Annotated in this window: 10 protein-coding genes and 3 pseudogenes; 10 read left to right on the forward strand and 3 right to left on the reverse strand. The window is 61.5% G+C overall.

Annotated elements, in window-relative coordinates:
- The 4 genes and pseudogenes from ALO64_RS26485 to ALO64_RS21690 form a co-directional block, all read left to right on the forward strand.
- On the forward strand, positions 1–2,719 hold a 2,719-nt coding region (locus ALO64_RS26485), incomplete at its 5' end, for an amino acid adenylation domain-containing protein (protein WP_235805025.1).
- A pseudogene (locus ALO64_RS21680) lies at positions 2,716–6,817 on the forward strand (amino acid adenylation domain-containing protein). The gene ALO64_RS26485 and the pseudogene ALO64_RS21680, both read left to right, overlap by 4 nt.
- A pseudogene (locus tag ALO64_RS21685) lies at positions 6,817–15,901 on the forward strand (amino acid adenylation domain-containing protein). Before ALO64_RS21680 ends, ALO64_RS21685 begins: the two co-directional pseudogenes overlap by 1 nt.
- Before the next feature lie 98 nt (positions 15,902–15,999).
- On the forward strand, positions 16,000–16,869 hold the full coding sequence (locus ALO64_RS21690) for a TauD/TfdA dioxygenase family protein (protein WP_044343566.1): 870 nt from the start codon (positions 16,000–16,002) through the stop codon (positions 16,867–16,869).
- Positions 16,870–16,910: 41 nt separating this feature from the next.
- On the opposite strand, the gene ALO64_RS21695 is transcribed toward ALO64_RS21690, so the two are convergent.
- The gene (locus ALO64_RS21695; RefSeq protein ID WP_044343565.1) at positions 16,911–17,426 is read right to left on the reverse strand and encodes a GNAT family N-acetyltransferase; all 516 of its coding nucleotides are present in this window, start codon (positions 17,424–17,426) and stop codon (positions 16,911–16,913) included.
- A gap of 153 nt (positions 17,427–17,579) precedes the next feature.
- On the opposite strand from ALO64_RS21695, the gene ALO64_RS21700 reads away from it, so the two are divergent.
- The 3 genes and pseudogenes from ALO64_RS21700 (at position 17,580) to ALO64_RS26935 (ending at position 20,904) form a co-directional block, all read left to right on the forward strand.
- Positions 17,580–18,707 carry a saccharopine dehydrogenase family protein gene (locus ALO64_RS21700; protein WP_044343564.1) on the forward strand — a complete coding sequence of 376 codons (1,128 nt, stop codon included), beginning with the start codon at positions 17,580–17,582 and terminating at the stop codon, positions 18,705–18,707.
- A 397-nt stretch (positions 18,708–19,104) separates the two neighbouring features.
- Positions 19,105–19,998, forward strand: a pseudogene (locus tag ALO64_RS26930) (methyl-accepting chemotaxis protein); the annotation flags it as partial.
- A 201-nt stretch (positions 19,999–20,199) separates the two neighbouring features.
- Complete coding sequence (locus tag ALO64_RS26935) at positions 20,200–20,904, forward strand: methyl-accepting chemotaxis protein (RefSeq protein WP_371217786.1); 705 nt, start codon at positions 20,200–20,202, stop codon at positions 20,902–20,904.
- Between the two features lie 30 nt (positions 20,905–20,934).
- On the opposite strand, the gene ALO64_RS21710 is transcribed toward ALO64_RS26935, so the two are convergent.
- Positions 20,935–21,867, reverse strand: coding sequence for a DMT family transporter (locus ALO64_RS21710; RefSeq protein WP_044343563.1), 933 nt, complete (start codon positions 21,865–21,867; stop codon positions 20,935–20,937).
- A gap of 74 nt (positions 21,868–21,941) precedes the next feature.
- On the opposite strand from ALO64_RS21710, the gene ALO64_RS21715 reads away from it, so the two are divergent.
- Positions 21,942–22,796 carry a LysR family transcriptional regulator gene (locus tag ALO64_RS21715; RefSeq protein WP_004658390.1) on the forward strand — a complete coding sequence of 285 codons (855 nt, stop codon included), beginning with the start codon at positions 21,942–21,944 and terminating at the stop codon, positions 22,794–22,796.
- A gap of 50 nt (positions 22,797–22,846) precedes the next feature.
- Here ALO64_RS21715 and ALO64_RS21720 read toward each other — a convergent pair whose 3' ends face one another.
- Positions 22,847–23,863, reverse strand: coding sequence for a 1-aminocyclopropane-1-carboxylate deaminase (locus tag ALO64_RS21720; RefSeq protein ID WP_044320600.1), 1,017 nt, complete (start codon positions 23,861–23,863; stop codon positions 22,847–22,849).
- A gap of 186 nt (positions 23,864–24,049) precedes the next feature.
- Between ALO64_RS21720 and ALO64_RS21725 the strand changes: the two genes are divergently transcribed.
- Positions 24,050–24,556 (forward strand): Lrp/AsnC family transcriptional regulator, encoded by a 507-nt coding sequence (locus ALO64_RS21725; RefSeq protein ID WP_002552794.1) that lies wholly within the window; start codon positions 24,050–24,052, stop codon positions 24,554–24,556.
- A 148-nt stretch (positions 24,557–24,704) separates the two neighbouring features.
- Positions 24,705–25,613, forward strand: a complete 909-nt coding sequence (locus tag ALO64_RS21730; RefSeq protein ID WP_044343562.1) for a DUF808 domain-containing protein — start codon at positions 24,705–24,707, stop codon at positions 25,611–25,613.
- Positions 25,614–25,666: the final 53 nt, after the last annotated feature.

A 25,666-nucleotide genomic window follows, 5' to 3' on the forward strand; every position in this document is an offset into this window, starting at 1 on the left:
GGGCATGATCGAGCAGATGTTCGTCGCCTACAACGCGCTGCTGGACCGCCTGCTGGCGCCGGATGCCTGGAGCGCCAACACCGCGCAGCTGATACCGCTGGCACGCTTGTCTGTGCCGGATGCCGCTCCTGTCGACTCGGCGCTGATGCACGAATTGTTCGACCGTCAGGCGCTTGCTGCCCCGGACGCACTGGCAGTGATCGGCACGCAGCGCCAGTTGAGTTATCGACAGCTGCGAGCCGAAGCGCGGCAGCTGGCGGCGCGGCTTCAGCGTATGGGCGTGGTGCCCAACAGGCTGGTCGCAGTGGTCATGGAGCGTGGCTGGGAGCAGGTCGTCGCGACGCTGGCGATCCAGTACGCAGGCGGTGCCTACCTGCCGCTCGACCCGGCGCTGCCAACCGAGCGTCTGGAGCACATTTTGCAGCGTGCCGAAGCGAGTCTGGCCCTGACTCAGCCCGCACTGCTGCAACGCATCGAATGGCCCGAGCAGGTCAAGGTCATCAGCGTGACCGACCCGGTCATTTCCGGCGATGCCATTCCCGATCAGCCTGAATTGCACGCTATAGACCTCACGCCATACGACCTGGCCTATGTGATCTACACCTCGGGCTCGACCGGCATGCCCAAGGGCGTAGTCATCGATCATCGCGGCGCGGTCAACACGTTGCTCGACATCAACCGGCGCTTTTCCGTCGGCGCCACGGACCGAGTGCTGGCGATTTCTTCGCTGAGTTTCGATCTGTCGGTCTATGACTTCTTCGGCACGCTGGTCGCGGGCGCTGCGGTGGTGTTGCTCGAACCGCAACAGGCGCTCGACCCGGCGCACTGGCTGGCGCTGATCGAGCGGCATCAGGTCAGCCTGTGGAATTCGGTGCCTGCCTTGTTCGGCATGTTGCTGGAGTATGCCGAAGGCGAGCGCAGTGCATTGCCGTCGAGCCTGCGTGTGGCGATGCTGTCGGGCGACTGGATTCCCTTGACGCTACCCGAACGCGCCTGGGCGTTGCAGCCGACGTTGCAGCTTATCAGCCTGGGCGGGGCGACCGAGGCGTCCATCTGGTCGATACTGTATCCGCTGCAACAGGTCGATCCCCACTGGCGCAGCATTCCCTACGGCAAACCTCTGGATCACCAGCGCTTCTATGTGCTGGATGATGCGTTGCAGGTTCGCCCGACGTGGGTGGCCGGTCAGTTGTATATCGGCGGTATCGGTCTGGCCAAGGGCTATTGGCGCGATGAAACCCTGAGTGCCGGGAGCTTCTTCGCTCACCCGCTGACCGGCGAGCGTCTGTATCGCACTGGCGATCTGGGCCGTTGGTTGCCCGATGGCAATATCGAGTTCCTGGGCCGGGAAGACACCCAGGTCAAGGTTCAGGGGCATCGTATCGAGCTGGGCGAGATCGAAGCGGCGCTCAATCGCCATCCCGGCGTGCAAAGCGCTGTGGTGCGGGTGCTGGGCGAAGCGCTGGGCGAGAAGCGTCTTGCGGGCTACGTACTCAAGGCCGATGCCTCGTTGCAGGCCAGTGATTTTACCCAGTACCTGGCAGACAAATTGCCCGCCTACATGGTGCCGAGCTCGTTTACCTTCGTGCAGGAATGGCCGCTGTCGGCCAACGGCAAGGTCGATAAGAAACGCCTGCCGGAACCGACTCAGGCTCAGGCGTCAGGTCCCGCGCTTGAAGTCGAAGGGCCGCAGGAGCAACAACTGGTGACGATTGTGCAGGGCGTGCTCAAGCGTCCTTCGATTGCTGCCGACGCCAATCTGCTGAACCTGGGTGCAACCTCGATCGACATTGTCAGGATCAGCAATGCGCTGTCCGGCGAACTGCAGTTCCGCCCCAATGTTGCGCAACTGCTGGCGCAGCCGACCCTGCTCAATCTGCTCGGCATGTACCGCCAGACTCTGGCCGATGGCAGCGTGGTCGACAGCGTCCGGCATCGGGCAGCTTCGCCCGAGCAGGTGATTGAAGATCCGCAGCAGCGGGCGCGCTTCAAGGCCGATCAGCGTGGGCGTCGGACCTTCACCGCGCAGGTTGCGGCGCTGGACCTTGCGCGCCCGGATGACCCGGCGTTGGTGCGGCGCTTCAGCGATTACCGCTCGGTACGTCAGTTCGCTGCGCAGCCGATCCCGACCGAGGCGTTCGCCGGCTTGCTGGCCAGCCTGGCCCAGGGGCAACTTGATGGAGAGATCAAGTACCAGTTTCCGTCCGCAGGCGGCCTGTACCCGATTCAGAGCTACCTGTACGTCAAGCCGCAGCGGGTAACCGGTGTCGCAGCGGGTGCCTATTACTACGACCCGATTCAGCACCGCCTGCTGAGGCTGGACAGTGACGTGCTGGACCCGGACACCTACGACTACTTCGTCAATCGTCCGGTGTTCGAAAACGCTGCTTTCTCGCTGTTCTTTATCGCCGACATGGCCGCAATCCGGCCTCTGTATGGCGAGCGCAGTCGCGACTTCTGCCATATCGAAGCCGGAGGTATGGCGCAATTGCTGACCATGACTGCGGTCGAGCAGGGCCTTGGCCTGTGCGGCATGGGCTCGCTCGAAGAGCAGCAATTGTCGGCGTTGTTCGACCTGGGACCGAATCATCAGTTGATCTACTCGATGGTGGGCGGCCTGCGCACTGCTGATGAACATCGCCGCACGCAGATCGAGGTGTTCGCTTCTGCTGCGGATCAAACGGACGACGCCAGCGACATGGAGGAGATAGAGATATGAATGCCTATCAATTGCTGGAGTTGTTCGGTCGTCATGCCGTGGTGCTTGAAGTGGACGGCGAAAAACTGCGTTGCAAGGCTCCGCGCGGGTTTCTCAATGACGAGATGTTGCAGGCACTCAAGCAACACAAGGCAGAGCTGATCGCCTTGCTGAGCGGCACCGACCCGGCGGCGATCCCCCGTCGTGCTGTCAGGCTAACGGCGCTGCCGCTGTCCTTTTCGCAACGCCAGCTGTGGTTTCTCGACCAGATGGAACCGGGCAATGCGTTCTATAACGTGCCCACTGCGATCTTGCTGAAGGGCACGCTGGATGTGCCGGTGCTGGAAAAGGCGCTGAACGAATTGATCATGCGCCACGAAATGCTGCGCACCACGTTTGCCAGTGTGGACGGCGAGCCACGGCAGATCGTGCACCCGGTGATGGCGCTGGCGATGCCGAAGGTCGACCTGCGTGACCTGTCGCCAGAGGCGCGTGAAGTGCAGGTCGGAATGGCTGTCGATCGGGAGGCCAAAGCGCCATTCGACCTGGCCAGCGGCCCGCTGTTGCGGGCTTCGCTGCTGCGTCTGGCCGATGACGAGTATCTGTGGCTGTACAGCGTGCACCACATCATCGTCGATGGGGGTGATCCTTCACGAAGTGAGCACCTTGTATGGCGATTTTCTGCGCGGTCAGGCGTCCAGTCTGGCACCGCTGGCGGTGCAGTACGCCGACTACGCTTGCTGGCAGCAACAGCGTCTGAGCGGCGAGGCGCTGGCGGGGCAACTGGCTTTCTGGCAGCGCACGCTGGCCGACGCGCCGCCGCTGCTCGACATGCCTGCCGACCGGCCGCGCCCGGCCGTGCAGCGTTACGCTGGGGCGACCTTCAGCTCGACAGTCGATGGCAGCACCTTGCGCGGTCTTAATGCACTGGCCAGACAAACCCAGGGCACGCTGTTCAACGTGTTGATCGGCGCGCTTTCCGTGCTGCTGTGGCGCCACAGCGGTCAGCGGGACCTGTGCATCGGTACGCCGTTTGCCAACCGCAGCCGTCCTGAAATCGAGCCTCTGATCGGCCATTTCGTCAACACCCAGGTGATTCGCCAGCGTCTCGATGCGCAGCAGACCTTTGCTGAACTGTTGCGCGAGGTACGTGCCACGCTGCTGGATGTCCACGCCCATCAGGATGTGCCTTTCGACCGGGTGGTCGAGGCCGTCAACCCACAGCGTGATACCGGTTATTCGCCGTTGTTTCAGGTGATGATGGTGCTACAGAACACCCCGGGTATCGCTGTGCAGATGCCGGGGCTGAGCATGACGCCATATGGCACCGGCAGTGCCACGGCCAAGTTTGATCTGGCCTTCGAATGGGTCGAGCGCGACGGTGCGCTGAACCTGTTGGTGGAATACAACACTGATCTGTTTGATCAGGCCAGCATCGAGCGCCTGAGTGGGCATTATCGACACCTGCTGGAGCAGGTTGCGCTGGACCCGAAACAGCCGGTTGGCGCACTGACGCTGATCACTGACGCCGAACGCGAACAGATTCTGCACGACTGGAACAGCCCGGCAGCGCTGACGCAGCCTGTCGATTGTGTGCATCGCCTGATCGAGGCTCAGGTCACGCGTCGGCAGGCCGAGTGTGCGGTCATCTTCGAAGGTCGATCGCTGAGCTACAGCCAGCTCAACAGTCAGGCCAACCGCCTGGCGCATCACTTGCTCACCCTCGGCGTCGGCCCGGACGTGCGCGTGGCGGTGTGTATCGAACGTTCGCTGGAACTGCCGGTGGCCTTGCTGGCGGTGCTCAAGGCCGGGGGCGCCTATGTGCCGCTGGACCCGGATTATCCGTCAGGGCGCCTGCGTCATATTCTCGACGACACTTGCCCGGTGGTGCTGCTTGCTCTCGGGCCGACGCGCAAGATTCTCCGCGAGGCCCTGCAAGGTGCAGACTGCGAGGTGCCGATCCTCGATGTGCAGGCTGATGCCGTGCTCTGGGCTCAATGCTCGCCAGACAATCCAGACCCGCAGCGTGTCGGGGTCAACGCCGACCACCTGGCGTACGTGCTTTACACCTCGGGCACTACCGGCCTGCCCAAAGGGGCGATGGTCACGCACCGGGGGCTGAGCAACCTGCTGCTCTGGTGTCAGCAGTTCTGTGGCGAATCCGGAAGCATGCTGCACAAGATTCCATTTGGTTTCGACGCTTCCGCCTGGGAGCTCTTCTGGCCGCTGCTCACGGGCGGCCGACTGGTCATCGCCCGTCCCGGCGGGCATTTCGAACCCGGTTATCTGGCGCAGGTGGTGCGTGAACAAAACGTCACCGCGATGGTGTTCGTGCCGGCCATGCTGCAACTGTTTCTGGAGGTCGAAGAGGTCAGCGCCTGTCACTCCCTGATGGATGTGTTCAGTGGCGGCGGGGAGCTGTCGCCCGCAGTGGCCAGGCTGTTTCAGGAGCGTCTGCCGCATGCCCGCTTGCACAACGTCTATGGCCCGACCGAAACCACAGTGATCAGCAGTGTCTGGACGCTGCAGCCTGGCGCAGAGGTTCCGCCGCGCCAACTGCCCATCGGCCGACCTATCGCCAACACCCGTTTTTATGTGCTCGACGAGCGCAATGCGCCAGTTCCAGCCGGTGTTAGCGGTCAGTTGCACATTGGCGGCGTCGGCGTTGCACGGGGTTATCTGGGGCTGGACGAGCTCACTGCCGAACGGTTTATCGATAACCCGTTCGTTGCCGGTGACCGGTTGTACCGCAGCGGCGATCTGGCGCGTTATCGTCCGGATGGTCAGTTGGAGTTTATCGGTCGCAACGACTTTCAGGTCAAGTTGCGCGGCATTCGCCTGGAACTGAGTGAAATCGAAGCGCGGCTCGACCTGGTCCCCGGTATTCGCACCAGTGTGGCGTTGATCGTCGGTGACAGCGCGCAGAACCAGCGCCTGGTGGCGTGCTGCGTCACCGACAGCGCAGTGGACGAATCCGCACTGCGTGCGCACCTGGCAACGACCCTGTCCAGCGCCGTCATGCCCAGCGCTTATCTGTGGCTGGACGCCTTGCCGTTGACGGTCAATGGCAAGGTCGACCGTGTGGTTCTCGCGACACTGGCCGATCAGGACCTGGCCGAACGGCAGGTCAACCTCGGCAGCCCCAGGGACCATATCGAGCTGGCGTTGTATCAGATCTGGAAAGACCTGCTGCTGGTGCCGCAAATCGGCATCCGCGACAACTTCTTCAACGTCGGCGGCACCTCGATTGCGGCGATCAAGATGGCCTACGAGATCGGCCGGGCTTTCGCCGTCGAAGTGCCGGTGCGTGTGATCATCGGCCATCCGACCATCGAGGCGCTGGGCGGCTGGCTGCGTACCGGCGCCAGCCTGACTTCGGCGCAGGGCAACCTGATCGAATTCCGCCGCGGTGCCGGGCAACGTAACGTGGTGTGCATTCACCCGGCGGGCGGCACGGCGTTCTGCTACCTGTCGCTGGCCAAGGAGCTGCCGGAAAGCATCGGTGTGTACGGTGTGCAATCGCCGGGGTTGAACCCTGGAGAAAGCACCGAGCCGAGCGTCGAAGCGATGGCCGACGCCTATCTGCGGCGCATCGCGCCATTGACGTCACAACCGCTGATACTCACCGGGCTGTCGTTCGGCGGTCTGGTGGCTTACGAAATGGCCCGGCGCCTGACGGCTGCCGGCCATCGTCAGGTCACGGTGGTGCTGCTCGATACCCAGGGCTCGGATGATCCGGGGTTTCGGCAACAGATCGGGACGGTGGACATGGCTGAGTTCCGCGACAAGCTGGTGCGCTTCAACGGCATGTACCCCGGCATCGAAGACGCGCAGGTCGAGCGGTATTTCCATCTTTACAACCACAACCGTCTGGCTATGGCCGCTTACGAGTGTGCGCCACACGCCGGACGCATCGTGTTGATTCAGGCCCGTGAAGGCTTCAGCCGCACGCAGTTGCATGAGCTGCGCAGCTTCTGGCGTCGCCGCGCGGGTGACGGTTACAAGGCCCGGCTGGTGCACGGCGGGCACTGGGACATGCTGGAAAGTGCCGAGGTGCATCGTGTCTCGCAGACGCTCAGGCAAGAGCTGCAACGTTTCGACACGCAGGAGGCGCAATGATGAGCAGCCACAAGGAGAGTATAGCCCGGCACCCCGCGACTCTGCTGTCGCGCTTTGCCGAGCAGGTGCGACGCAATCCCGAGGCACTGGCGGTGATCGATCAGCACGTACGGTTGACCTACGCGCAACTGGCCAGCGCCAGCGAGCGCATCGCCAGGGGGGTGCTGGCACAAGGCGCAGGCCGCGGTGATCCACTTGCCCTGTGCATGCCGCGTGGCTGGCAGTGGGTGGCGACGATCATGGCCGCCTTGAAAGTGGGGGCCGTCGTGGTGCCGCTGGATCGGGCCAGCCCGCTACGGCGTCGGGAACTGATGCTGGACGATGGGGGGTGTGTCGGGCTGGTCACCCTGAGCGAAGATTCTGATGCTGTGTCGACGCTGCGTGGCTGGCACATCAGCGTCGAGGCGCTGCTGGATTACCCTGATCATCCGCCACAACCTGTGCCTGATTACTTCGCCGAGCTGAGTTTTCTGTTCTACACCTCGGGCACTACCGGCACCCCCAAGGCAGTGGAAGTGGGCGAGCGCGGCCTGTTGCGTCTGGCCCGGGCCGACAGCTACATCGAGATTCGTGCAGGCGACCGTTTCGCCTGCCTGTCCAACCCGGCGTTTGACGCCTGTAACTTCGAACTGTGGGCACCGCTGCTCAATGGCGGTTGCTGCGTCATCGTTGCCGACGCAGACCTGCTGGCCGCAGTGCTGGAAACACAACAGGTCGATAACCTGTTCATGACCGTTTCGCTGTTCAACACGCTGAGTGCGGATGACCCCGGCTGTTTTGCCAGCCTGCGCCAGCTACTGATCGGCGGCGAGCAAGTCAGCGCCGCTGCGGTGCGTGCCTGGTATCAGGCCAATCCTGACAGCCGTTGCCGGATTTTCAACGCCTACGGACCCACTGAATGCACCACCTTTGCACTGTGCCATCCCATTGCCCGAGACTTTACCGGTGATACGGTACCAATTGGCCGGCCATTGCCTGACACAGGCGTGCGTGTGCTGAACCCGCAACAGCGACCGGTTGCTGTCGGCGAGGCGGGCGAGCTTTACCTGAGTGGCAGCGGGGTGGCACGGGGTTACCGCCATCGTCCCACTGAGACCGAACACAGTTTCGTGCGCCTGCCCGCGCTCGACGCTGCAGACACACTTTATTACCGCACCGGCGATCAGGTGCGGGTCAATGTCGAGGGGCTGATCGAGTACCTGGGCCGCATCGACCGACAGGTGAAGATGCGCGGTTTTCGTATAGAGCCGGGGGAGGTCGAACAACGCATTCTGGACCATCCGCAGGTAGCGCAGGCGCATGTCTGTACCCGCAGGCAAGCGGCCGAAGACCATCAGTTGCTGGCGTTCATCGTGCCACGCGAAGGCCTGGACTATCGCGAGTTGGACCAGCACCTGCGTGAACACCTGGCGGTATGGATGCGCCCGCATCAGCTGTTTCTGCTTGAGCGTCTGCCGCTGACTGCCAATGGCAAGGTCGATCAGCGTGCGCTGCTGGAGCAGCCCTTGAAACCCTGGCGACCGCAAGCCTGCTCACGGCCTGACGATCAGCACTCGCCCGCACTGGACTGGCTGTTGACCCAGGCCCGCAGGCTGTTGGCACAGCCCGACCTCAACGGCCAGGATGACTGGCTGGGCAGTGGTGGCGACTCTCTCAAGGCCATGCGCCTGCGCTCTGCAATCCGCACGCACTGGCGACGCGAAATTATGCTGGGCGCGGTGCTGGGCGAATCGTTCGCAGCACTGGCCGAACGCCTGAGCGATGAACAGGGCGCTGCGTCTGCCTATCCACCCGCGCCACCCGTCAACAGGGTCGGGCGTGCGCCAGCCACTGCCGAGCAAAGCCGCTTGTGGCTGATGCAGCAACGCACGCCGCAAGCCACGGCCTACAACGTGCCGCTCATTCTGCACCTTGCGGCAGGCATTCAATTGCCCGCGCTGGCTGAAGCCGTGCAGCGCCTGCTGGCCCGACACAGCGGGTTACGCACGGCCTTCGTGTCCGGGGCTGACGGGCTTTATCAGGAGGTTTGCGAGCGCGACGTGCTGTGCCGCACCTTTGCTGTGGGGGCGTTCAGCGAACAGACCTGGCGCAGCTTCGCGACGCTGGTGTTCGATACACCCTTCGATCTGGCGACATCAGCCCTGTGCCAGGCCTGGCTATTGCCGTTTGCCGATGGCAGTTGTCGCTTGCTGATGAACCTGCACCACATTGTCATCGATGGCTGGTCGATGAACCTGTTGTTTGATGATCTGGTGCAACTGTACGACGATGCGCTGCACGGGCGGGCAAATGCGGAGCCTTTGCCTGGGCTGGGCACGCTGGAATTTGCGCTCTGGCAACGGCAATGGCGTGTCGACCCGCACTATCGCGACCAGCGCCGTGCCCTGGCCGGGTTGCATCGCCAGCAGCCAGCATGTTCGCCACCGCTGGTGGCGGTTCGTGAACCAGGCCCGCAGGCACGGCTGTACCGCCAGCCGCTGGGTGCCATGCGCAGTGCCGCACTGGATCGGTTTTGCAGCCAGCAACGCGTCACCCGCTATGAAGTGTTGTTCAGCGTTTATGCCTGGAGCGTGTACGCGCTGACCGGCTGCGAACGGCCGCGAATCGCCAGCCCGGTCTCCAACCGTCCATTGACCGAGTTCGAAGACGCAATCGGCATGTTTGCCAACACCGTGCTGATCCCGACGGTGCTCGACAACAGCATGACGCTCGACCAGCAGATGCACCGCCAGACTGGCACAGTGCGTGAGGTGCTGGCCTTGCAGGACGTCGCTCTGGCGGACCTGGTGGAAGACCTGCGGCTGTCGTCGAGCAGTGCGCTGTTCGATTTCATGTTCGTACTGGAAAACACCGACTACGCCAGGCTGGCCCATACCGGCCTGCGGGCCACGCTGGAATTCAACGAGACGGTGCAGGCCAAGTGCCCGCTGACCTTGCTGGTGGTCGATGCCGGGTCCCAACTGGAATGCTGGTGGGAGTACCAGTGCAGTTATTTCGATGCGGCACAAATGATCGCCGTCAATCGGCTGTTGCAACAGGGGCTTGATCTGCTACTGGAGAAACCGTCGGCCACCCTTGATGCGCTGCTCACGCCTTACCGCTTCAGCCTGCCGCCCGCCAGTCAGGGCGACAGCGCTGAGCCNNAGCCGCCGTTCAACACCGTGGCCGACTGGTTCGCCTATCAGGTGAGTTGCACGCCGGATGCTCCGGCGCTGGTCGCCGATCAGCAGTGCATCAGCTACGCCGAACTGGATGCACTGGCCGATACGCTGGCGGCCACCCTGATCGAGCAGTGTCCGTTGCCTGAGGAAAATGGTGCGCCACTGCAAGTGGTCCTGTACCTCGAGGCGTCGGTCGAGCACATCGTGGCCTTGCTGGCGCTGGCCAGACTCAACCTGACGGCCGTGCCGCTGGACCCTGGTTATCCTCTGGCGGTGCAGCGTCAGGTCATGCAGCAGGCACAGCCGTGTTGCCTGCTGTACAGCACTGTCACCGAGGCGGCACTGGATGAATTGAATGCTGGTCGGCTGGCCCGTCATCGGGTCGACCTGAGCGCTGCGCCACGGTCATTCGAACGTCGCCATCATGCGGGCGAGCGACCTTTGTACACGCTGTTCACGTCCGGCTCGACGGGTACGCCGAAAGGCGTTCAGGTGCCGGACCGAACCCTTTGCAACCTGTTGCACTGGCAACGTAACCAAGGTCATTTGCCAGCCAGATCGGTGACCCTGCAATTTTCCATGCTGTCGTTCGATGTGTCGTTTCAGGAGATTTTCAGCACGCTTTGCGGCGGTGGCTGCTACCACCTGATCAACCCACGCTGGCGGCAGGATGCCCAGGCATTGTTGAGTTATCTGCAGCAAGCGCGCATCGAGCGGTTGTTCCTGCCGTGCGTGGCCTTGCAGCACTTGGCGCAGACGGCAGTCAGCCAGGGCGTTTACCCGCAGGCGTTGCGTGAGGTGATCACGGCCGGCGAGCAACTGCTCTGCACCGATGCATTGCGCAGCTGGTTTGGGGGCATGCCGCAGGCGCGTCTGTTCAATCATTACGGCCCGACCGAAACCCACGTGGTCAGCGCCTGGCGTTTGCCAGCGGCGGTTCAGGACTGGCCACTGCGAGCGCCTATCGGGCTGGCGGTGAACAACGCGCGTCTGCTGCTGGTGGACGAACACGACCAACAAGTACCAGGTGGCAGCCGGGGTTATCTGCTGGTGGCGGGGCCGATGATTTCGCGCTGCTACCTGGCCGACCCGGTGCTGAATGCCGCGCGGTTTGTCGAGTTGCCGCAGCCCGAGGGCAACATGCTGTTCTATCGCACCGGCGACCTCGCCCGGGCTGATGCCGATGCCTGCCTGCACTACCTTGGCCGTGACGACCAACAGGTCAAGGTGAGTGGCCAGCGTCTTGAGCTGGGGCAGATCGAAGCCGCACTGATGCAGGACGCTCAGGTAAGCAATGCGGTGGTGGCCATGCACGGCGAACCGCCACGTCTGGTGGCCTGGTTGCAGGTCGAAGGCACGCCGCCTGACGTGCAGCAGCTGGATCGCCAGGTCACGCTGCACTTGCCTGCGCATGTGCGTATCGACGAATACCGCTGTGTCGATGCCTGGCCGCGTACGCCCAGCGGCAAGATCGACCGAAAGGCGTTGAGTTCGCTGGGCGAGGCACTGCAACGGCGTCGCAGTGTACTTGCGCAAGTGCCGCTGAGCGCGCTTGAACAGCAACTGAGCAAGTTGTTCGTGGCGGTCATCGGCCGTGATATCGAGCTTGATCAGACCTTCTTCGAGGCCGGTGCCACCAGCCTGGGCCTGATGCGCCTGCATGCCCGTTTCAACGAACAACTGCCACAACCAGTGGCGATGGCAGCGCTATTCGAACATGTCACTGTGCGCCGTCTGGCGCAGCATCTTTCGGCCTCGCCATCGGTTTCAGTGGCGCGTGCGCAAGGCTCCGATGCTGGCGAGCAGCCGATGGCAATCATCGGCATGTCGGTGAATGTTGCGGGGGCCGGCAACCTCGCCGAGTTCTGGGCAATGGTCCAGGGAAACGAGTTGGGCATCGAGCTGTTCGACGCCGCCGATGGGTTGGTCGGCGCGAGTAGTCAATTGGCGGGGATGCTGGATTTCGACCCGGAATACTTCGGCATCAGCCTTCAGGAAGCACGGCTGATGGACCCGCAACAGCGGCACCTGCTGATGGGCTGTGTGCAGGCATTGCAACATGCCGGGCTCACGCCCAAAGCCGACGGTCCGCGCATCGGCCTGATCGCCAGTTGCGGCGAAACCACGTATTTCCAGCAAATGCTGCGCGAAACTGCTGAGGGTGATCTGCCGGACGGCTTTCAGATGGCGCTGCACCACGACAAGGACTTTCTGGCCACCAAGGCGGCTTACCACCTCGACCTCGGCGGCCCGGCAATCAGCGTCCAGGCGGCATGCGGCAGCTCGCTGATTGCCGTGCACCTGGCGGCGGCGATGCTGCGTCAGGGCGACAGTGACGTGATGCTGGCCGCCGGGGTGTTGATCGACCCGACTCTGACCGATGGCTACCGCTACCGTCCACAGCACATTTTTTCCCGCGACGGGCTGTGTCGCCCGTTCAGTGACGACGCCAGCGGCACCATCGGTGCCAGCGGTTATGGTGTGGTAGTACTCAAACCGCTGGACCGTGCCCAGGCCGACGGCGACCGGATCTACGCACTGGTCGAAGCCTCTGCGCTGAACAACGATGGCCGCGCCAAGATGAGTTACACCGCGCCGTCGGTGGCGGGGCAGAGCGCGGTGATCAGTGAGGCCCTGCGCAAGGCAAGTGTCACAGGTGCAGACATGGGCTACATCGAGGCCCACGGCACAGGCACGCTGCTGGGCGACCCTATTGAAGTGGCCGCACTGAGCAAGGCGTTCGGTGCAACGCCCGCTGCCAGTTGCGCTCTGGCTTCAGTGAAAAGCCAGGTCGGCCATCTGGGCGCGGCGGCGGGTGTAGTCGGGCTGATTCGTGCGACGCTTGCGGTATTTCATGGTGTGATCCCGCCCAATCTGGGCTTTGCCCGGATCAACCCGCAAATCGACCTGCAGCACTCACCGTTCTACATACCCACCACCTCACGGCCATGGCCCGATGGCTGTCGACGGCTGGCCGGGGTAAGCAGTTTCGGTATCGGCGGAACCAACGCGCATGTGATTGTCGGCGCGCCGCCATCGCAGGCAGACAGCGCCGAGGAATGCCCGCCGTGCCTATTGCTGTCGGCACACAGCCGTACAGCGCTGGAGCGGGACGTCGCGGCAATCGATGCGTGGCTCAATACCTTTCCCGAACAACAGACCGCGCTGCTGCGTTACCTGCAAAACGGGCGACGCGCATTGCCCTGGCGCTTTGCGGTGATCTGCCAGCCGGGTCAAACGCTGCGCTTGCAACCTTCTTCGATCAAACGGGTGACGGTCTCGGACCTGCGTCTGAAGGCCAGTGAGCACTCGCCGCAGGCGTTGCTGGAAGCCTGGTATGCAGGGGCCAGTATCGAGGTGGCGACGCGTTCGGCACCGCCACCGTGGAACTTGCCGCCCTCGGCGTTCGACCTGCAGACCTTCCGCTTCAAGCCATCCGCCGCTGTCGAGCCGCAGCCGCCGCAAACCGCTGAGCGCGAGCTGATGGCGGACTGGTTTTATCAGCGCCAGTGGCAGCGAGTGCGTCGTCTGGGCACACAACCGATTGGCGAGCGTCGCGACAGGCTGGTGGTGTGCAGTCACGAGCGCATTGATGCCGCAATGCTTGGCAGCCTGCAGGGCGTTTATCGGCACGTCATCGAGGTGCAGGCCGGTAATGGTTATCAACAGCTTGGCCCGAACCTTTATGAGCTTGATCCACTGGACCCGCTGGCGTTTAGCCGATTGATCGCCGAGCTTGATCAGATTGGGCAGGTGGCGACCGAACTCGACTGGCTGCATGCCTTGCCACTCTCGGTTGGCGGGGTGGTCAACGAGCAAAGCCTTGCCGCCGCGCAATGGGCGTGTCTGGACACGCTCAGCGCGTTTTTGCAGGCCTGGGGGGAACGCGCACAGAAGACCGCTTTGCGACTCTGGCTGCTGTCCTGGCAGGCGTGCCCGGTAAATGGTCAGGTCATGCGTCCGGAACTGGCGGCGCTGGCAGGTATTACCGAAGTGGCCCCGCAGGAGTACCCGATACGCTGTCACTGGCTGGATCTCCCCACTGCGCAATGGGGCAGCCAGGCGCTGCAACTGGCGTCGCTGCTTGCCGAACCGACATCGCTGCCACGGCGCATGGCCATTCGTGACGGTTATCTGTGGCAACCACAACTGCAGCCCGGCCCGCTCGCGCTGCCAAAGGTCGCTTCGAATCTGCTGCCGGTAAATGGCACGTTTCTGGTGCTCGGCGGCACAGGTGGCATCGGCCGCACGTTGTGTGAACACTTGCTGCGATCAAGCCAGCGGCGGGTAGTGCTGCTGTCGCGCCGTGGGGAATGTCCGCAGGAGCTTGGCGATTATGCCGCGCGTATCGATAGCGTTCAGGCGGATATCGCCGATTTGGCATGCTGGCCCAAGGTGCTTGAGCAACTGCGCGAGCGTTATGGACACTTCGACGGGGTAATCCATGCTGCCGGGACCGGAGCGGGCAGCCTGATTCGTCAGCGCGATGCTCACCTGCTGTCTGAAGCGATGGCGAGCAAGACCCGCGGCATGCTGGCGGTCGAAGCGTTGATCGAGCAGATGACGCCAGGGTTTGTGCTGTACTGCTCATCGATGTCGGCGCTGTTCGGCGGTGCCGGACATCTGGATTACGCCGCCGCCAGTGCGGTGCTAGACGGCTTCGCCCATTACCGCCCGAATGGCGAAAATGGCTGCGTGCGCCTGGGTATCAACTGGGATATCTGGAGGGAAACCGGTATGGCCGCTGCCAGCGGCATCGGCGATGAAGCGCATCAGCGGCATCTCGCGGTCGGCATGTCGGCGCAAGAGGGCTGCCAGGTATTCGACGCCGCCATGACTGCACAACTGCCGCAATTGTTGATTTCGACGACCGATCTGAACACCGCACGCCAGTTTTACCCGGCTCGTCATAGCGGTGCTGGCTTGACGCTGGTCGACACTGCGCCAGCCGTTGCGGCAGAAGCCGGTCTGCCAGAGCGTCTGCATGGCTGCCTGTGCAAATGGCTTGGCGTAAGCGATCTGGATCCGGATGACTCGCTGTACGAGCTGGGCGCTGATTCCCTGACCTTGCTGGACCTGATCGACGAATTGCAGGCCGCGACGGGTGTGGTATTCCAGTTGTCACAGTTCAGCCACAAGGTCAGCCTGCGCGAGGTACTGGCGCTGGTGCAGTCAGCGCAGGGCGGTGCGGTTACGGTCGAAGACCAGTGGGCCGACGCGGTGAGGATTGACCAATGGCATGCGGGAGCTGGCCTCGGCGCTGCACCCTGATCTGGGTGTGTGGGTAATCGCCGACCCGGCCTTGCGCCTGCCCGAGTTGCCGAATATCAGTCTGGCCGAACGGGCGCAGCTGTATCTCGACGCGTTGCAGGCCCATCACCCCGACGGCACAGCATGGCGGCTGGCCGGCTGGTCGTTCGGCGCGTGGGTGGCGCAGGCGATGTGCAACCTGCTGGCGGACAGTTGCGAGCAGCCGGTGCTGTACCTGATCGATCCGCCTGCGCCGGACGCTGGCACCGAGCTGGCGCGGATCGACGAAGAACGTATTCAGCAGGTCTTCCAGCGCGAGTTTTCTGCACGGCGGGCCCTCAACACTGCCGCCAGCACGGCCAGCGAAGACGCGTCACGTTACCTGCAAAGCCTGATTGTCTGCTGCCAGAACAACATGGCGAGCATGGCTGATCATCGGCCCGCGCAACTGCCTGATACCAAGGCACGACTGTTCATTGCCACGCGTCCCAATCCATATGGCGTGGGTAGCGCCTGGCGGATGGCTGACCTGCAGCGCGCCTGGCAGGACCTGTTGCCGCAACTGCTGAGCTGGCAGCCTCTGGACACTGACCATTACGGCATTGTCGCAGCGCCGTGGGCGCAATTGATTGCCGAGATGATCAACGCAGACCTGCCAGCAGGGGAGGGCTGAACGCGTTAGCGGCACGTTTTTCAGGCGGGGCTGACGTTCCCGTAGACGAACCACGGACATGGTGATCGGCCATGCCAACCATTCAAGGGTGAGGGATCATGGATCAAATGGCACTCAAGGCCATCGAAGGCATCGCGGGGGCGCCTCGCGCGCCGTATCACAGCATCACGGTCAACCGCCTGACACCCATAATCGGTGCAGAGGTCAGCGGGGTCGACCTGTCGCAGCCTCCGGGTGAGGAGCAACTGAAGGAAATTCGCCGCGCTTTTCTGGAAAACCACGTGCTGGTGTTTCGTGATCAGCACCTGACGGTCGAGCAGCACAAAGCCTTTGGCCGACTGTTTGGACCGTTGCGTGCCTTGCCGGTAGAGAGCATCGATGGCGATGACCCGGAACTGGTCGTGGTGCGCGCCAATGCGCAATCGCGTTTCGCTGCGGGCGAGCTATGGCACACAGACGGCACCGCTGATCTGGAGCCGTCGATGGGCTCGATGCTGTACGTCAAGGAAACCCCCGCCATCGGCACCGGCGGCGACACGCTGTTTGCCAACATGCACCTGGCCATAGAAATGCTCTCGCCTGCGATGCAGGCGTTTCTTGGCGAACTGACGGCCATTCACGATGGCGAGATTCCGTGGAAGGGCTATCAGCCGCCTGCCAACCTTCCCAAAAGCGAGCACCCTGTGGTGGTTCGCCACCCTGAAACCGGACGCCGCAGCCTGTTCGTCAATTCCGGTTTCACCTCGCATATCGTGCAACTGTCCGCAGGAGAGAGCCACACGCTGCTGAACATGCTGTTCGACCTGATCGCCCGCGAACCTTCGCTTAGTTGTCGTGTGCGCTGGGAGCCGAACACGCTGGTGTTCTGGGATAACCGCTGCACCCAGCATCACGCGGTGTGGGATTACTTCCCGCACTCGCGCTATGGCGAGCGAGTGACGATTCTCGGAGGGCGGCCCAAAGCCTGAGCCGCTTGCCGCAGCCTGGCGAACGCTGGGCTGCGGGCTTGTCACCTCAGTCGCAGGTGATATTTCAGGTCATCGAACCACTGATCGCCGATCTGATAGGCATGCGGGACGCGGCGTTCGAAAGAGAAACCGCATTTCTCCAGCACCTTGCAGGAGGCAATGTTGCCATCGGTCACGGTCGATTCCAGTGAATCGAGGCCGATGGCGGCAGCGTAGTCGATGATTGCCCGGCGGGATTCGGTGCCGAAGCCCTTGCCTTGATTTTCCGGCAGCAACAGACAGCCTACTTCGGCATGCCCTGGCGACATGATGCGAAAGCCGCTGACCCCCAGCTCCACGCCGCTCTGCTTGTCGACGACCACCAGGCACAGCCAGTGATCGGACTCTGGCGTCCACACCGGAAGGCGATGCTCAAAGCCTTTGCGAACTTGTGCTTCTTCGATTTCCCCGAAGACGTACTGCATGGTCTGAGGCTCGGAGTGCAGCCTCAGAAACAACGGCCAGTCGCTGGCGAACAGGGTCCGCAGATAAAGCCGTTCGGTGTGTAGTTTCAGCATCCGTTGCTCCTTGCACGATCAAAAAGGCACAGGGTTTTGTACTCGGCATTCGGCCAATGATCAATAATGCACGCGCATTTCATCGCCATCGCTCGCGGCAATCGCTGAGCAGCAAGGCATGGTCATACCCTTCAGCATTTCAGGGACGAGTAAATGGCACTTCGCGTATTGGTCATTGGTGGCTACGGTAACTTCGGCAGCCTTATCTGCAATCATCTGGTGATGATGCCGGACATCGAACTGGTCATTTCCGGTCGCGACCCGCGCAAGCTGGCGGAAAAAGTCGCTGAGCTGCAAACACTGGGTGGCAAATCCTGCGAGAGCTGGTGTGTGGATATCATGCAGGACGGCGCTGGCAGCCAACTTCGCGCGCTGGGCATTGATCTGCTTATCCACACGGCGGGGCCTTTTCAGGGACAGTCGTATGCCGTGGCCCGGCATTGCATCGAGGCGGGTGTGAATTATTGCGACCTGTCGGATTGCCGGACCTTCGTCTCCGGTATCGCCACTCTGGATGCCCTGGCGCGTGAGGCGGGCGTCTGTGTGCTGAGCGGATGCAGCTCGGTGCCGACGCTTTCGGCGGCCATCATCGATCAGCATCGCCAGCGTTTTCTGCGCATCGATTCGATAGAGCATGGCATCTCCTCGGCAGCGAAAATGCCCGGTCTGTCGACCGTGCGTGGCGTACTGGCCAATGCCGGGCGGCCGATCAGGCAACTGCGCAACGGCAAGGTCCACGAAGTCCATGGCTGGATGGACCTGACCCTGCGCCGGATGCCCGGCATGGGCACACGGCTGGTGGCCAATGTCGACGTCCCGGACCTGGATGTATTCGCGACACGTTATGCCGCGCGGCATCTGAGCTTCAAGGCCGGCTCCGCGCTCAAGGCCGGCGGCATCGCGACCTGGCTGCTGGCGCTGGCGATTCGCTGTGGGCTGCTGCGCGATCCTGCGTCGTGGGCCGAGCGCCTGTACCGTTGGGGCGCGCGCTTTGAACACTGGGGTGATCGAAAGAGCGCGATGTACATCGATGTCGATGGCGTCGACCTCACCGGCCAGCCGCTGCACATGCGTGCGCAATTGACTGCACTGAACGACAAGGGCCCGGAGATCCCCGGCAGTGCTGCCGTCGCGCTGAGCGGCAAAATGGCCGGTGGCTATCGCCCACAACCGGGCGCACGGGCCTGCGTCGGAGAAATCAGCGTAGACGAGTACCTGGCAGCGATCAACGAGCCGGAAAACATCCGGCTGGATGTTCAGTTCACCGACCGCCACGTCTGACGCTGTTGCCAATCTCCGATGGCTCCGTACAGGCGAAGATCAAGGCAGTTTCATTGCGTGATCTTCCGGTTTCGCGCGGTGCCAATCATCGGAAAAATTCTGCTCAGGCGATTTAAATAAATATTCATCATCGCGCGCCGGCCACGTAATTCTTGGGCTTCAGGGTGCCTTCGATTGGCGCGTGCGTGATTCCGATAACGTTAACTATCAAGTTAAATCTTTCAGCGCCGACTCACGGGTATTCCGAAAAATCAAAGGCACACATGTAATGAGCGCAAAATGGTTGGACAATCTGAAAGTCAGCAAGAAGCTCGGACTGGGCTTTGCCGCTATTTTGCTCGGAGTACTGACCGTCACCGTCATCGGCTACTCCAGCACCAACCTGCTGATCGAGCGCATGGGCAAAAGCAGCAAGGTCGCCGAGATCAAGGCTGACGTCCTGAATGCCCGGATCGCTGCGCAAGCCTATGCGACCGGTCCTACCGCCGCAGGTGTGCAGAACTACGCCAGCGCGCTGGATACCTTGAGCCGCAGTGTCGATCAGGGCCTGCAGGTGTTCGTGATATCGAGCAACCTGGCCAAGCTGCGCGAGATCAAGGAGCAGGTGGGCGGTCTGAAGCAGACGTTCGACCAATTGGTCGGCATCAATCAGAAAGTCGACGAGGCGTTGAAACCGATCATCAAGGTTTCCGATGACGTCAGCGCGACCTTTGAGAATCTGCTGAACAAGACCATTGACGACACCTTGCGTTTGCCGAATGAAACCGGCATCAGGCAGGTCAAGATCGCTGGCGACCTGCGTAACGGCATGACCAATTTCCGTCTGGTGTTTCGCCGCTACCTGAGCGTTCCGAATGCCGACAACCGTCAGGCCACCTATAAGGCCGCCGACGCCCTGATCGCACAAGTGGACGCCGCTCGCAGCCAATTGCCTGTCGAGGCAAATGCTGCAGTGGATGCCGCGCTGGTGGCGTTGAAACAATACAAGGTCCTGATGTCGTCGATTTCGGACATGCTGCAGCAGACCGAGCAAGTCCGTACCGATCTGCAACAGCAATCCATAGCGACCGCTGCCCGTGCCGATGATCTGGCGGCGTTGCAGGTCATCAGTGCCAAGAAGGAACAACAAACCGCTGTGGTGCAATTGCTGAGCGTAGCGCTGGTCGTGCTGCTGGTCGGCATCTTTGCTGCGTTCCTGATCACACGTCAGATTACCGTGCCGTTGAACAGCACCGTAATTGCGGCGCGCCGGATTGCCGACGGCGATCTGACCCATGACAGCAGCACCACCCGCCAGGACGAACTGGGCCTGCTGCAGAACACCATGCAGCACATGACGGTTTCTCTGCGCGGCCTGATCGGTGGCATCGGCAACGGTGTGACGCAGATCGCCACGGCGGCCGAACAATTGTCTGCTGTCAGCGAACAGACCAGTGCCGGCGTCACGTTGCAAAAAAACGAAGTTGACCAGGTTGCCACCGCCATGAACGAAATGGCGTCGACCGTGCAGGAAGTAGCACGCAATACCGAAGACGCTTCGCTGGCGGCCAAACAGGCCAGCGAACGTGCCGCTCACGGTAGCAGTGTGGTGCAGCACGCTACTCGCGAAATCGGCCAATTGGCCGGTGAAGTGAAACAGCTGGGCGAAGCCATGCAGCGCCTCACCGAAGACAGTGGCAAGATCGGTAGCGTGATTGACGTGATCAAGGCCGTTGCCGAACAAACCAACCTGCTGGCGCTCAACGCGGCCATCGAGGCTGCACGTGCGGGTGAGCAGGGCCGTGGTTTTGCGGTGGTGGCTGACGAAGTACGTTCGCTGGCTCAGCGTACCCAGAACTCCACCACGGAAATCGAAGCGCTGATTCAGGCGTTGCAAAAAGGTACAGGTGCCGCATCGGGTCTGATGGATGCCAGCCTGCAACGCACCGAAGGCACAGTCGTGCTGGCTCGTCAGGCCGAGCAGGCACTGGTTGAGATCAATCAGTCCATCGGCACCATTGAACAGATGAGCCAGCAGATTTCTGCCGCGGCCGAGCAGCAGAGCGCCGTGACCGACGAAATCAACCGCAGCGTGCTTAGCGTGCGCGACATTGCCGATCAATCGGCTTCGGCAACCGAGCAAAGCGCCGCATCGACTGTAGAACTGGCCCGTTTGGGCAGCGATTTGCAGAGCATGGTGGCGCGTTTCAAGATTTAACTTCCCTGCATCAGGCGCCTTGTGACTCGGTCACGAGGCGACCTGCCGCGCTTCCGCCCGTACGACCATCCACACACCGACACCCGACACCGCCATGCCTGACGCCATCTGCCAGGACAGCGGCTCGTTGAACATCACCCAGGCCCAGAGCATTGTCACCGGTGGGCTGAGGTACAGCACGCGGGCAACGCGGGTGGCTGATGCGCGGCGCAGACACACCCAATACAGTCCGTACCCGCCCAAAGTTGCCAGCCCCACCGTCCAGATCACGCTCAACGCAAACCCGGTACTGGGAATGGGGGCCAGGCTGCCCTGTGTTCCCTGGATGATGGCGAACGCGAAGCTCGATATAAAACATTGCAGCCACAGGTTGGGAAGCAGGTCCATGGGCTGCATGTGGGTCGAACGCTTCTGCCACAGCGTCGCAATGGCCAGCGATAACATACCCAGCAGTGGCAGGCCGTAGGCCCACAATGGCGCATCTCCCACCGCCAGCGCGCTGTACGTGACCAGCACCACGCCGACCAGACCGACCACCAGCCCCGCCCAGATTTGCCAGACAAGCCGCTGCCCGAGCACGGCGGCAGCCAGCAGTGCCATGCCCACCGGCAACAAGTCGGCAAACAGTGCCGCGAGTCCCGCAGGTACGCCCAGCGCGATGCCCTGCGTAACGCCTGCCACGTAGCCCGCCATGGCCAGCAGACCGATTCCCGCATTTTTCAACAGCGTGGCAAGCGGTATCGATCTCAGTTGCCTGGTGACGAAAGGCATCAGGATCAACGTGACCACCACACAACGCCAGAACACCACCAGCAATGGTGGTGCGTAATCAAGCGAAAACCGCGCGCCGATGAAACCCGAGCTCCAGGTCAGGACAAGGGCTGCTTCCAGCAAGATAAGGGGAATGGCCTGATGCCAGGCAGGCCGCGTTACGCTCGGAGAAATCGATAGGTGCTGATTCATGGACACAGGTTACGAAGTCAGCGTAATCTAATAAATCAAAATTAAGTGCAGTAGTTGTTCAGGTTTTATGAATCATGAGCGCAATTCTCGATATCGAACTGATACGTACTTTTCATGCAGTGGCGCGAATAGGGAAGTTTTCTGCGGCTGCCGAGCAACTTCACAAAAGCCCCGCGGCAGTCAGTGTGCATATCCAGCGGCTTGAGGCGGTAGCGGGCGGGCGTTTGCTCAATCGGGACAACCAGGCAGTGTCTCTCACTGCGCTGGGCAAGCGTTTGCTGGTCTCGACGACGGAATTGCTGTCCACCCATGACCGCGTGCTGGCTGACCTGCAAGGGACTCATCTGGCTGGGCGCATCACGCTGGGTGTTCCGGATGAGTACGCCGTTCATGTCATCCGCGACATCCTGCCGGTGTTCGCTGCGGCCTGGCCCAATGTGGTGCTGGAATTGAAAACCGCACCCAGCTACACCCTGCGCGAGCAGGTTGCGCGCGGCAAGTTGCAGACAGCAGTGATCGCGCAACCCAAAGGGCAGCCAAGTGCTGATACGCAGTTTCTGGTATCTACCAAGCCGGTCTGGGTCGGGCCGGCCAGCGTCGCACTGGGACCTGCGGACCCGTTGCCGCTGGCCATTCACGCAGCGCAATGTCCTTATCGTGAAGCCATGATGGCGTCGCTCAAAGACAACGGCCGCAAAATCCGTGTAGTTCTCGAAAGCCCGTCCAATCAGGCGATCAAAGCCTGTGTGGAAGCGGGCCTGGCGATCAGCCTTATTGATCGGAGCGGAGTCACGGAAGCCATGCAGATTCTCGATGACCTGCCTGAAATTCCCGAGCACGAAATCGTCTTCCTGCGCTCGCCGTCGTCACAGAACGACGAGGCGGTGAGTCTGTTGGCGCAGGCGCTGCAGAAGTATTTTCGGCTTTAGTCGATAGCGCTGCAGTTGGCAGCGCTATCGACTGTCAGAGCGCTGGCGCTTCAACCATCCTTGAACAAAAAGCTGTACGCATTCAACGCTGGTACGCCGCCCAAATGTGCGTAGAGCACTTTCGAGCCCTCGGGGAATTCACCATTGCGCACCATGTCGATCATGCCGTGCATGGATTTGCCTTCGTAGACCGGGTCGGTCAATACGCCTTCAAGGCGCGCGCAAAGGCGAATGGCTTCAAGGGTGCCCTCGTTCGGCAGGCCGTATTCGGGGTAGGCGTAGCGGGTGTCGAGCACCACGTCTTCGGCGGTGATTTCGCGACCCAGCTCTACCAGTTTTGCGGTGTTCTGAGCGATACGCAGAACCTGCGCACGGGTCTTTTCCGGTTTGGCCGACGCGTCGATACCGATCACACGCTGTGCCCGGCCATCGGCAGCGAATCCCACCAGCATGCCTGCGTGAGTACTGCCGGTTACCGAGCAAACCACGATGTAGTCGAATTTGAAGCCCAGTTCCTCTTCCTGCTGGCGCACTTCATCGGCAAAACGCACGAACCCCAGGCCGCCATAAGGGTGTTCCGAGCACCCCGCTGGAATCGGAAACGGTTTGCCGCCGCTTTCCTCGACGTCGGCCATGGCCTTTTCCCAGCTCGGCCGAATGCCGATATCGAAGCCTGCCGAATCCAGGCGCACATCGGCACCCATGATGCGTGACATCTCGATATTGCCGACCCGGTCGTACAACGCGTCGGAATAGTTGACCCAGTTTTCCTGAACCAGCACGCATTTCATACCCAGATGCGCCGCGACTGCCGCCACCTGGCGGGTCTGGTTGGACTGGATGCCGCCGATCGACACCAGTGTGTCGTAGCCGCCGTCGATGGCTTCCGGCACCAGGTATTCCAGTTTGCGGGTCTTGTTACCGCCAAAGGCCAGACCGCTGTTGCAATCCTCGCGCTTGGCATACAACTCGACCTTGCCACCCAGATGCTCGCTCAAGCGTTTCAGAGGGGTGATGGGCGAGGGGCCGAAGGTCAGAGGGTAGCGCTTGAACTTGCTCAGGTTCATATCGGGGCTCCGTTGATAAGTTGATTCAGGCCTGCAAGGAATGAGTTCGACGTTTGAACGGTGTGCCTGAAGTGGTTCCTATCATAGGAAATAGCTGAATAATCGTGGTTGCAAAGAATTGTCTATTTGCAAAATCAGCGTTAGTGTCATGCCACTAATGCAAACTTTTATTTTGTGAAATTCATCATGAAAGCAATAAATGAACGCACTAAAAAGTCCGCTGGCGATGTAGCACCGCTGCTGGACAGGATTGACCGCGCCATTCTCAAGACCCTGCAACGTGACGCCTCGATTTCCAACGTGGCACTCGCCGAGAAGGTCAAGCTGAGTCCGCCTGCTTGTTTGCGGCGCGTCGAGCGGTTGAAGGAGGCGGGCGTTATCAAGGGCGTGGTGGCGTTGCTCAATGGTGACGTTCTGGACGCGGGCATGGTGGTGCTGATCGGTGTGGTGCTGGACCGCTCGACACCGGACTCATTTGCGCAATTTGAAGAAGCCGCGCAGAAGGTGTCCGGCTGCATGGAGTTTCATGTGGTCACCGGCGAGTTCGATTACTTCATGCTGCTGCGCACCAAAGACAGTCAGAGTTTCAACCGCCTGCATGCCGAACAACTGCTGTACTTGCCCGGTGTCAGACAGATCCGCTCGTTCATGGGACTGCGTCAGGTGGTGTCGACCACGCAATTACCCATTTAACCGGTTGCTCGACGTGGCCTGCTTGTACTACGCAGCGTCAAACGTTCACGTCTGATGAAGGTCAGAGTTGTTGACTGCCACACGATTGACCCTGGCGCATGATTCAATCAGTGCTATTTCCTTTTTTACTTGCTCAAGGATTTTTATTTTGGCTGCTGGAAGCTTGCTTACCCTGCTCGACGATATTGCCACCCTGCTGGATGACGTGGCACTGGCCACCAAGAAAACCGCGGGTGTGCTGGGGGATGATCTGGCGCTCAATGCCCAGCAGGTCACCGGTGTTTCAGCCGATCGCGAACTGCCCGTTGTGTGGGCCGTGGCCAAGGGCTCGTTGCTCAACAAGGCAATCCTGGTTCCGGCGGCACTGTTGATCAGCGCCTTCGCGCCCTGGGCGATTCTTCCCTTGTTGATGATCGGCGGCGCGTTTCTGTGTTTCGAAGGTTTCGAGAAAATCGCCCATAAATGGCTGCATCCCGAAACCGGCGAAGAGCATGATCAGCGCAAGCAGGCGGCCACGGATGCTTCCGTGGACATGGTGGCGTTCGAAAAGAACCGTATCAAAGGCGCGATTCACACCGACTTCATTCTTTCGGCAGAAATCATCGTGCTGGCGCTGGGCGTAGTGTCGGCCCGACCGTTCATGGATCAGGTCGGTGTACTGGTTATTGTCGCTGTGCTGATTACCGTGGGTGTCTATGGACTGGTGGCAGGTATCGTCAAACTTGACGACCTGGGCCTGTACCTGAAAAAGACTGCAAGCTCTGCGGCGCAGAAAATCGGTGGTGCTTTGCTATGGCTTGCGCCGGTATTGATGAAGGTACTGTCGATTGTCGGTACTGCGGCCATGTTCATGGTCGGCGGCGGGATTCTGGTTCACGGTCTGCCATTTGCTCACCATTGGGTCGAAGGCGTGACCGAAGCTGCAGCCGGTGCGGTGGGCGGGCTGTCGATGGTCGTCCCGACCCTGATCGATGCGGTCGCCGGGGTTATCGCTGGCGCGGTGCTGGTGTTGGTCGTGACGCTGATTGGCAAGGTCTGGAAAGCGGCTAGGGAGTGAGTGGAGGCGGGCTCCGCGCAGGAGTTGAATATCGTGCCAATGCTCCGCGTTGG

It is taken from the genome of Pseudomonas meliae, from assembly GCF_001400515.1.
Lineage (GTDB): Bacteria > Pseudomonadota > Gammaproteobacteria > Pseudomonadales > Pseudomonadaceae > Aquipseudomonas > Aquipseudomonas amygdali.

What these genes read in the sequence shown, in the direction of transcription:
- ALO64_RS21690 (WP_044343566.1), top strand. Translation starts at nt 16,000, where the DNA reads ATGGATCAAATGGCACTCAAGGCCATCGAAGGCATCGCGGGGGCGCCT.
- ALO64_RS21695 (WP_044343565.1), bottom strand. Translation starts at nt 17,426, where the DNA reads ATGCTGAAACTACACACCGAACGGCTTTATCTGCGGACCCTGTTCGCC.
- ALO64_RS21700 (WP_044343564.1), top strand. Translation starts at nt 17,580, where the DNA reads ATGGCACTTCGCGTATTGGTCATTGGTGGCTACGGTAACTTCGGCAGC.
- ALO64_RS26935 (WP_371217786.1), top strand. Translation starts at nt 20,200, where the DNA reads ATGGCGTCGACCGTGCAGGAAGTAGCACGCAATACCGAAGACGCTTCG.
- ALO64_RS21710 (WP_044343563.1), bottom strand. Translation starts at nt 21,867, where the DNA reads ATGAATCAGCACCTATCGATTTCTCCGAGCGTAACGCGGCCTGCCTGG.
- ALO64_RS21715 (WP_004658390.1), top strand. Translation starts at nt 21,942, where the DNA reads ATGAGCGCAATTCTCGATATCGAACTGATACGTACTTTTCATGCAGTG.
- ALO64_RS21720 (WP_044320600.1), bottom strand. Translation starts at nt 23,863, where the DNA reads ATGAACCTGAGCAAGTTCAAGCGCTACCCTCTGACCTTCGGCCCCTCG.
- ALO64_RS21725 (WP_002552794.1), top strand. Translation starts at nt 24,050, where the DNA reads ATGAAAGCAATAAATGAACGCACTAAAAAGTCCGCTGGCGATGTAGCA.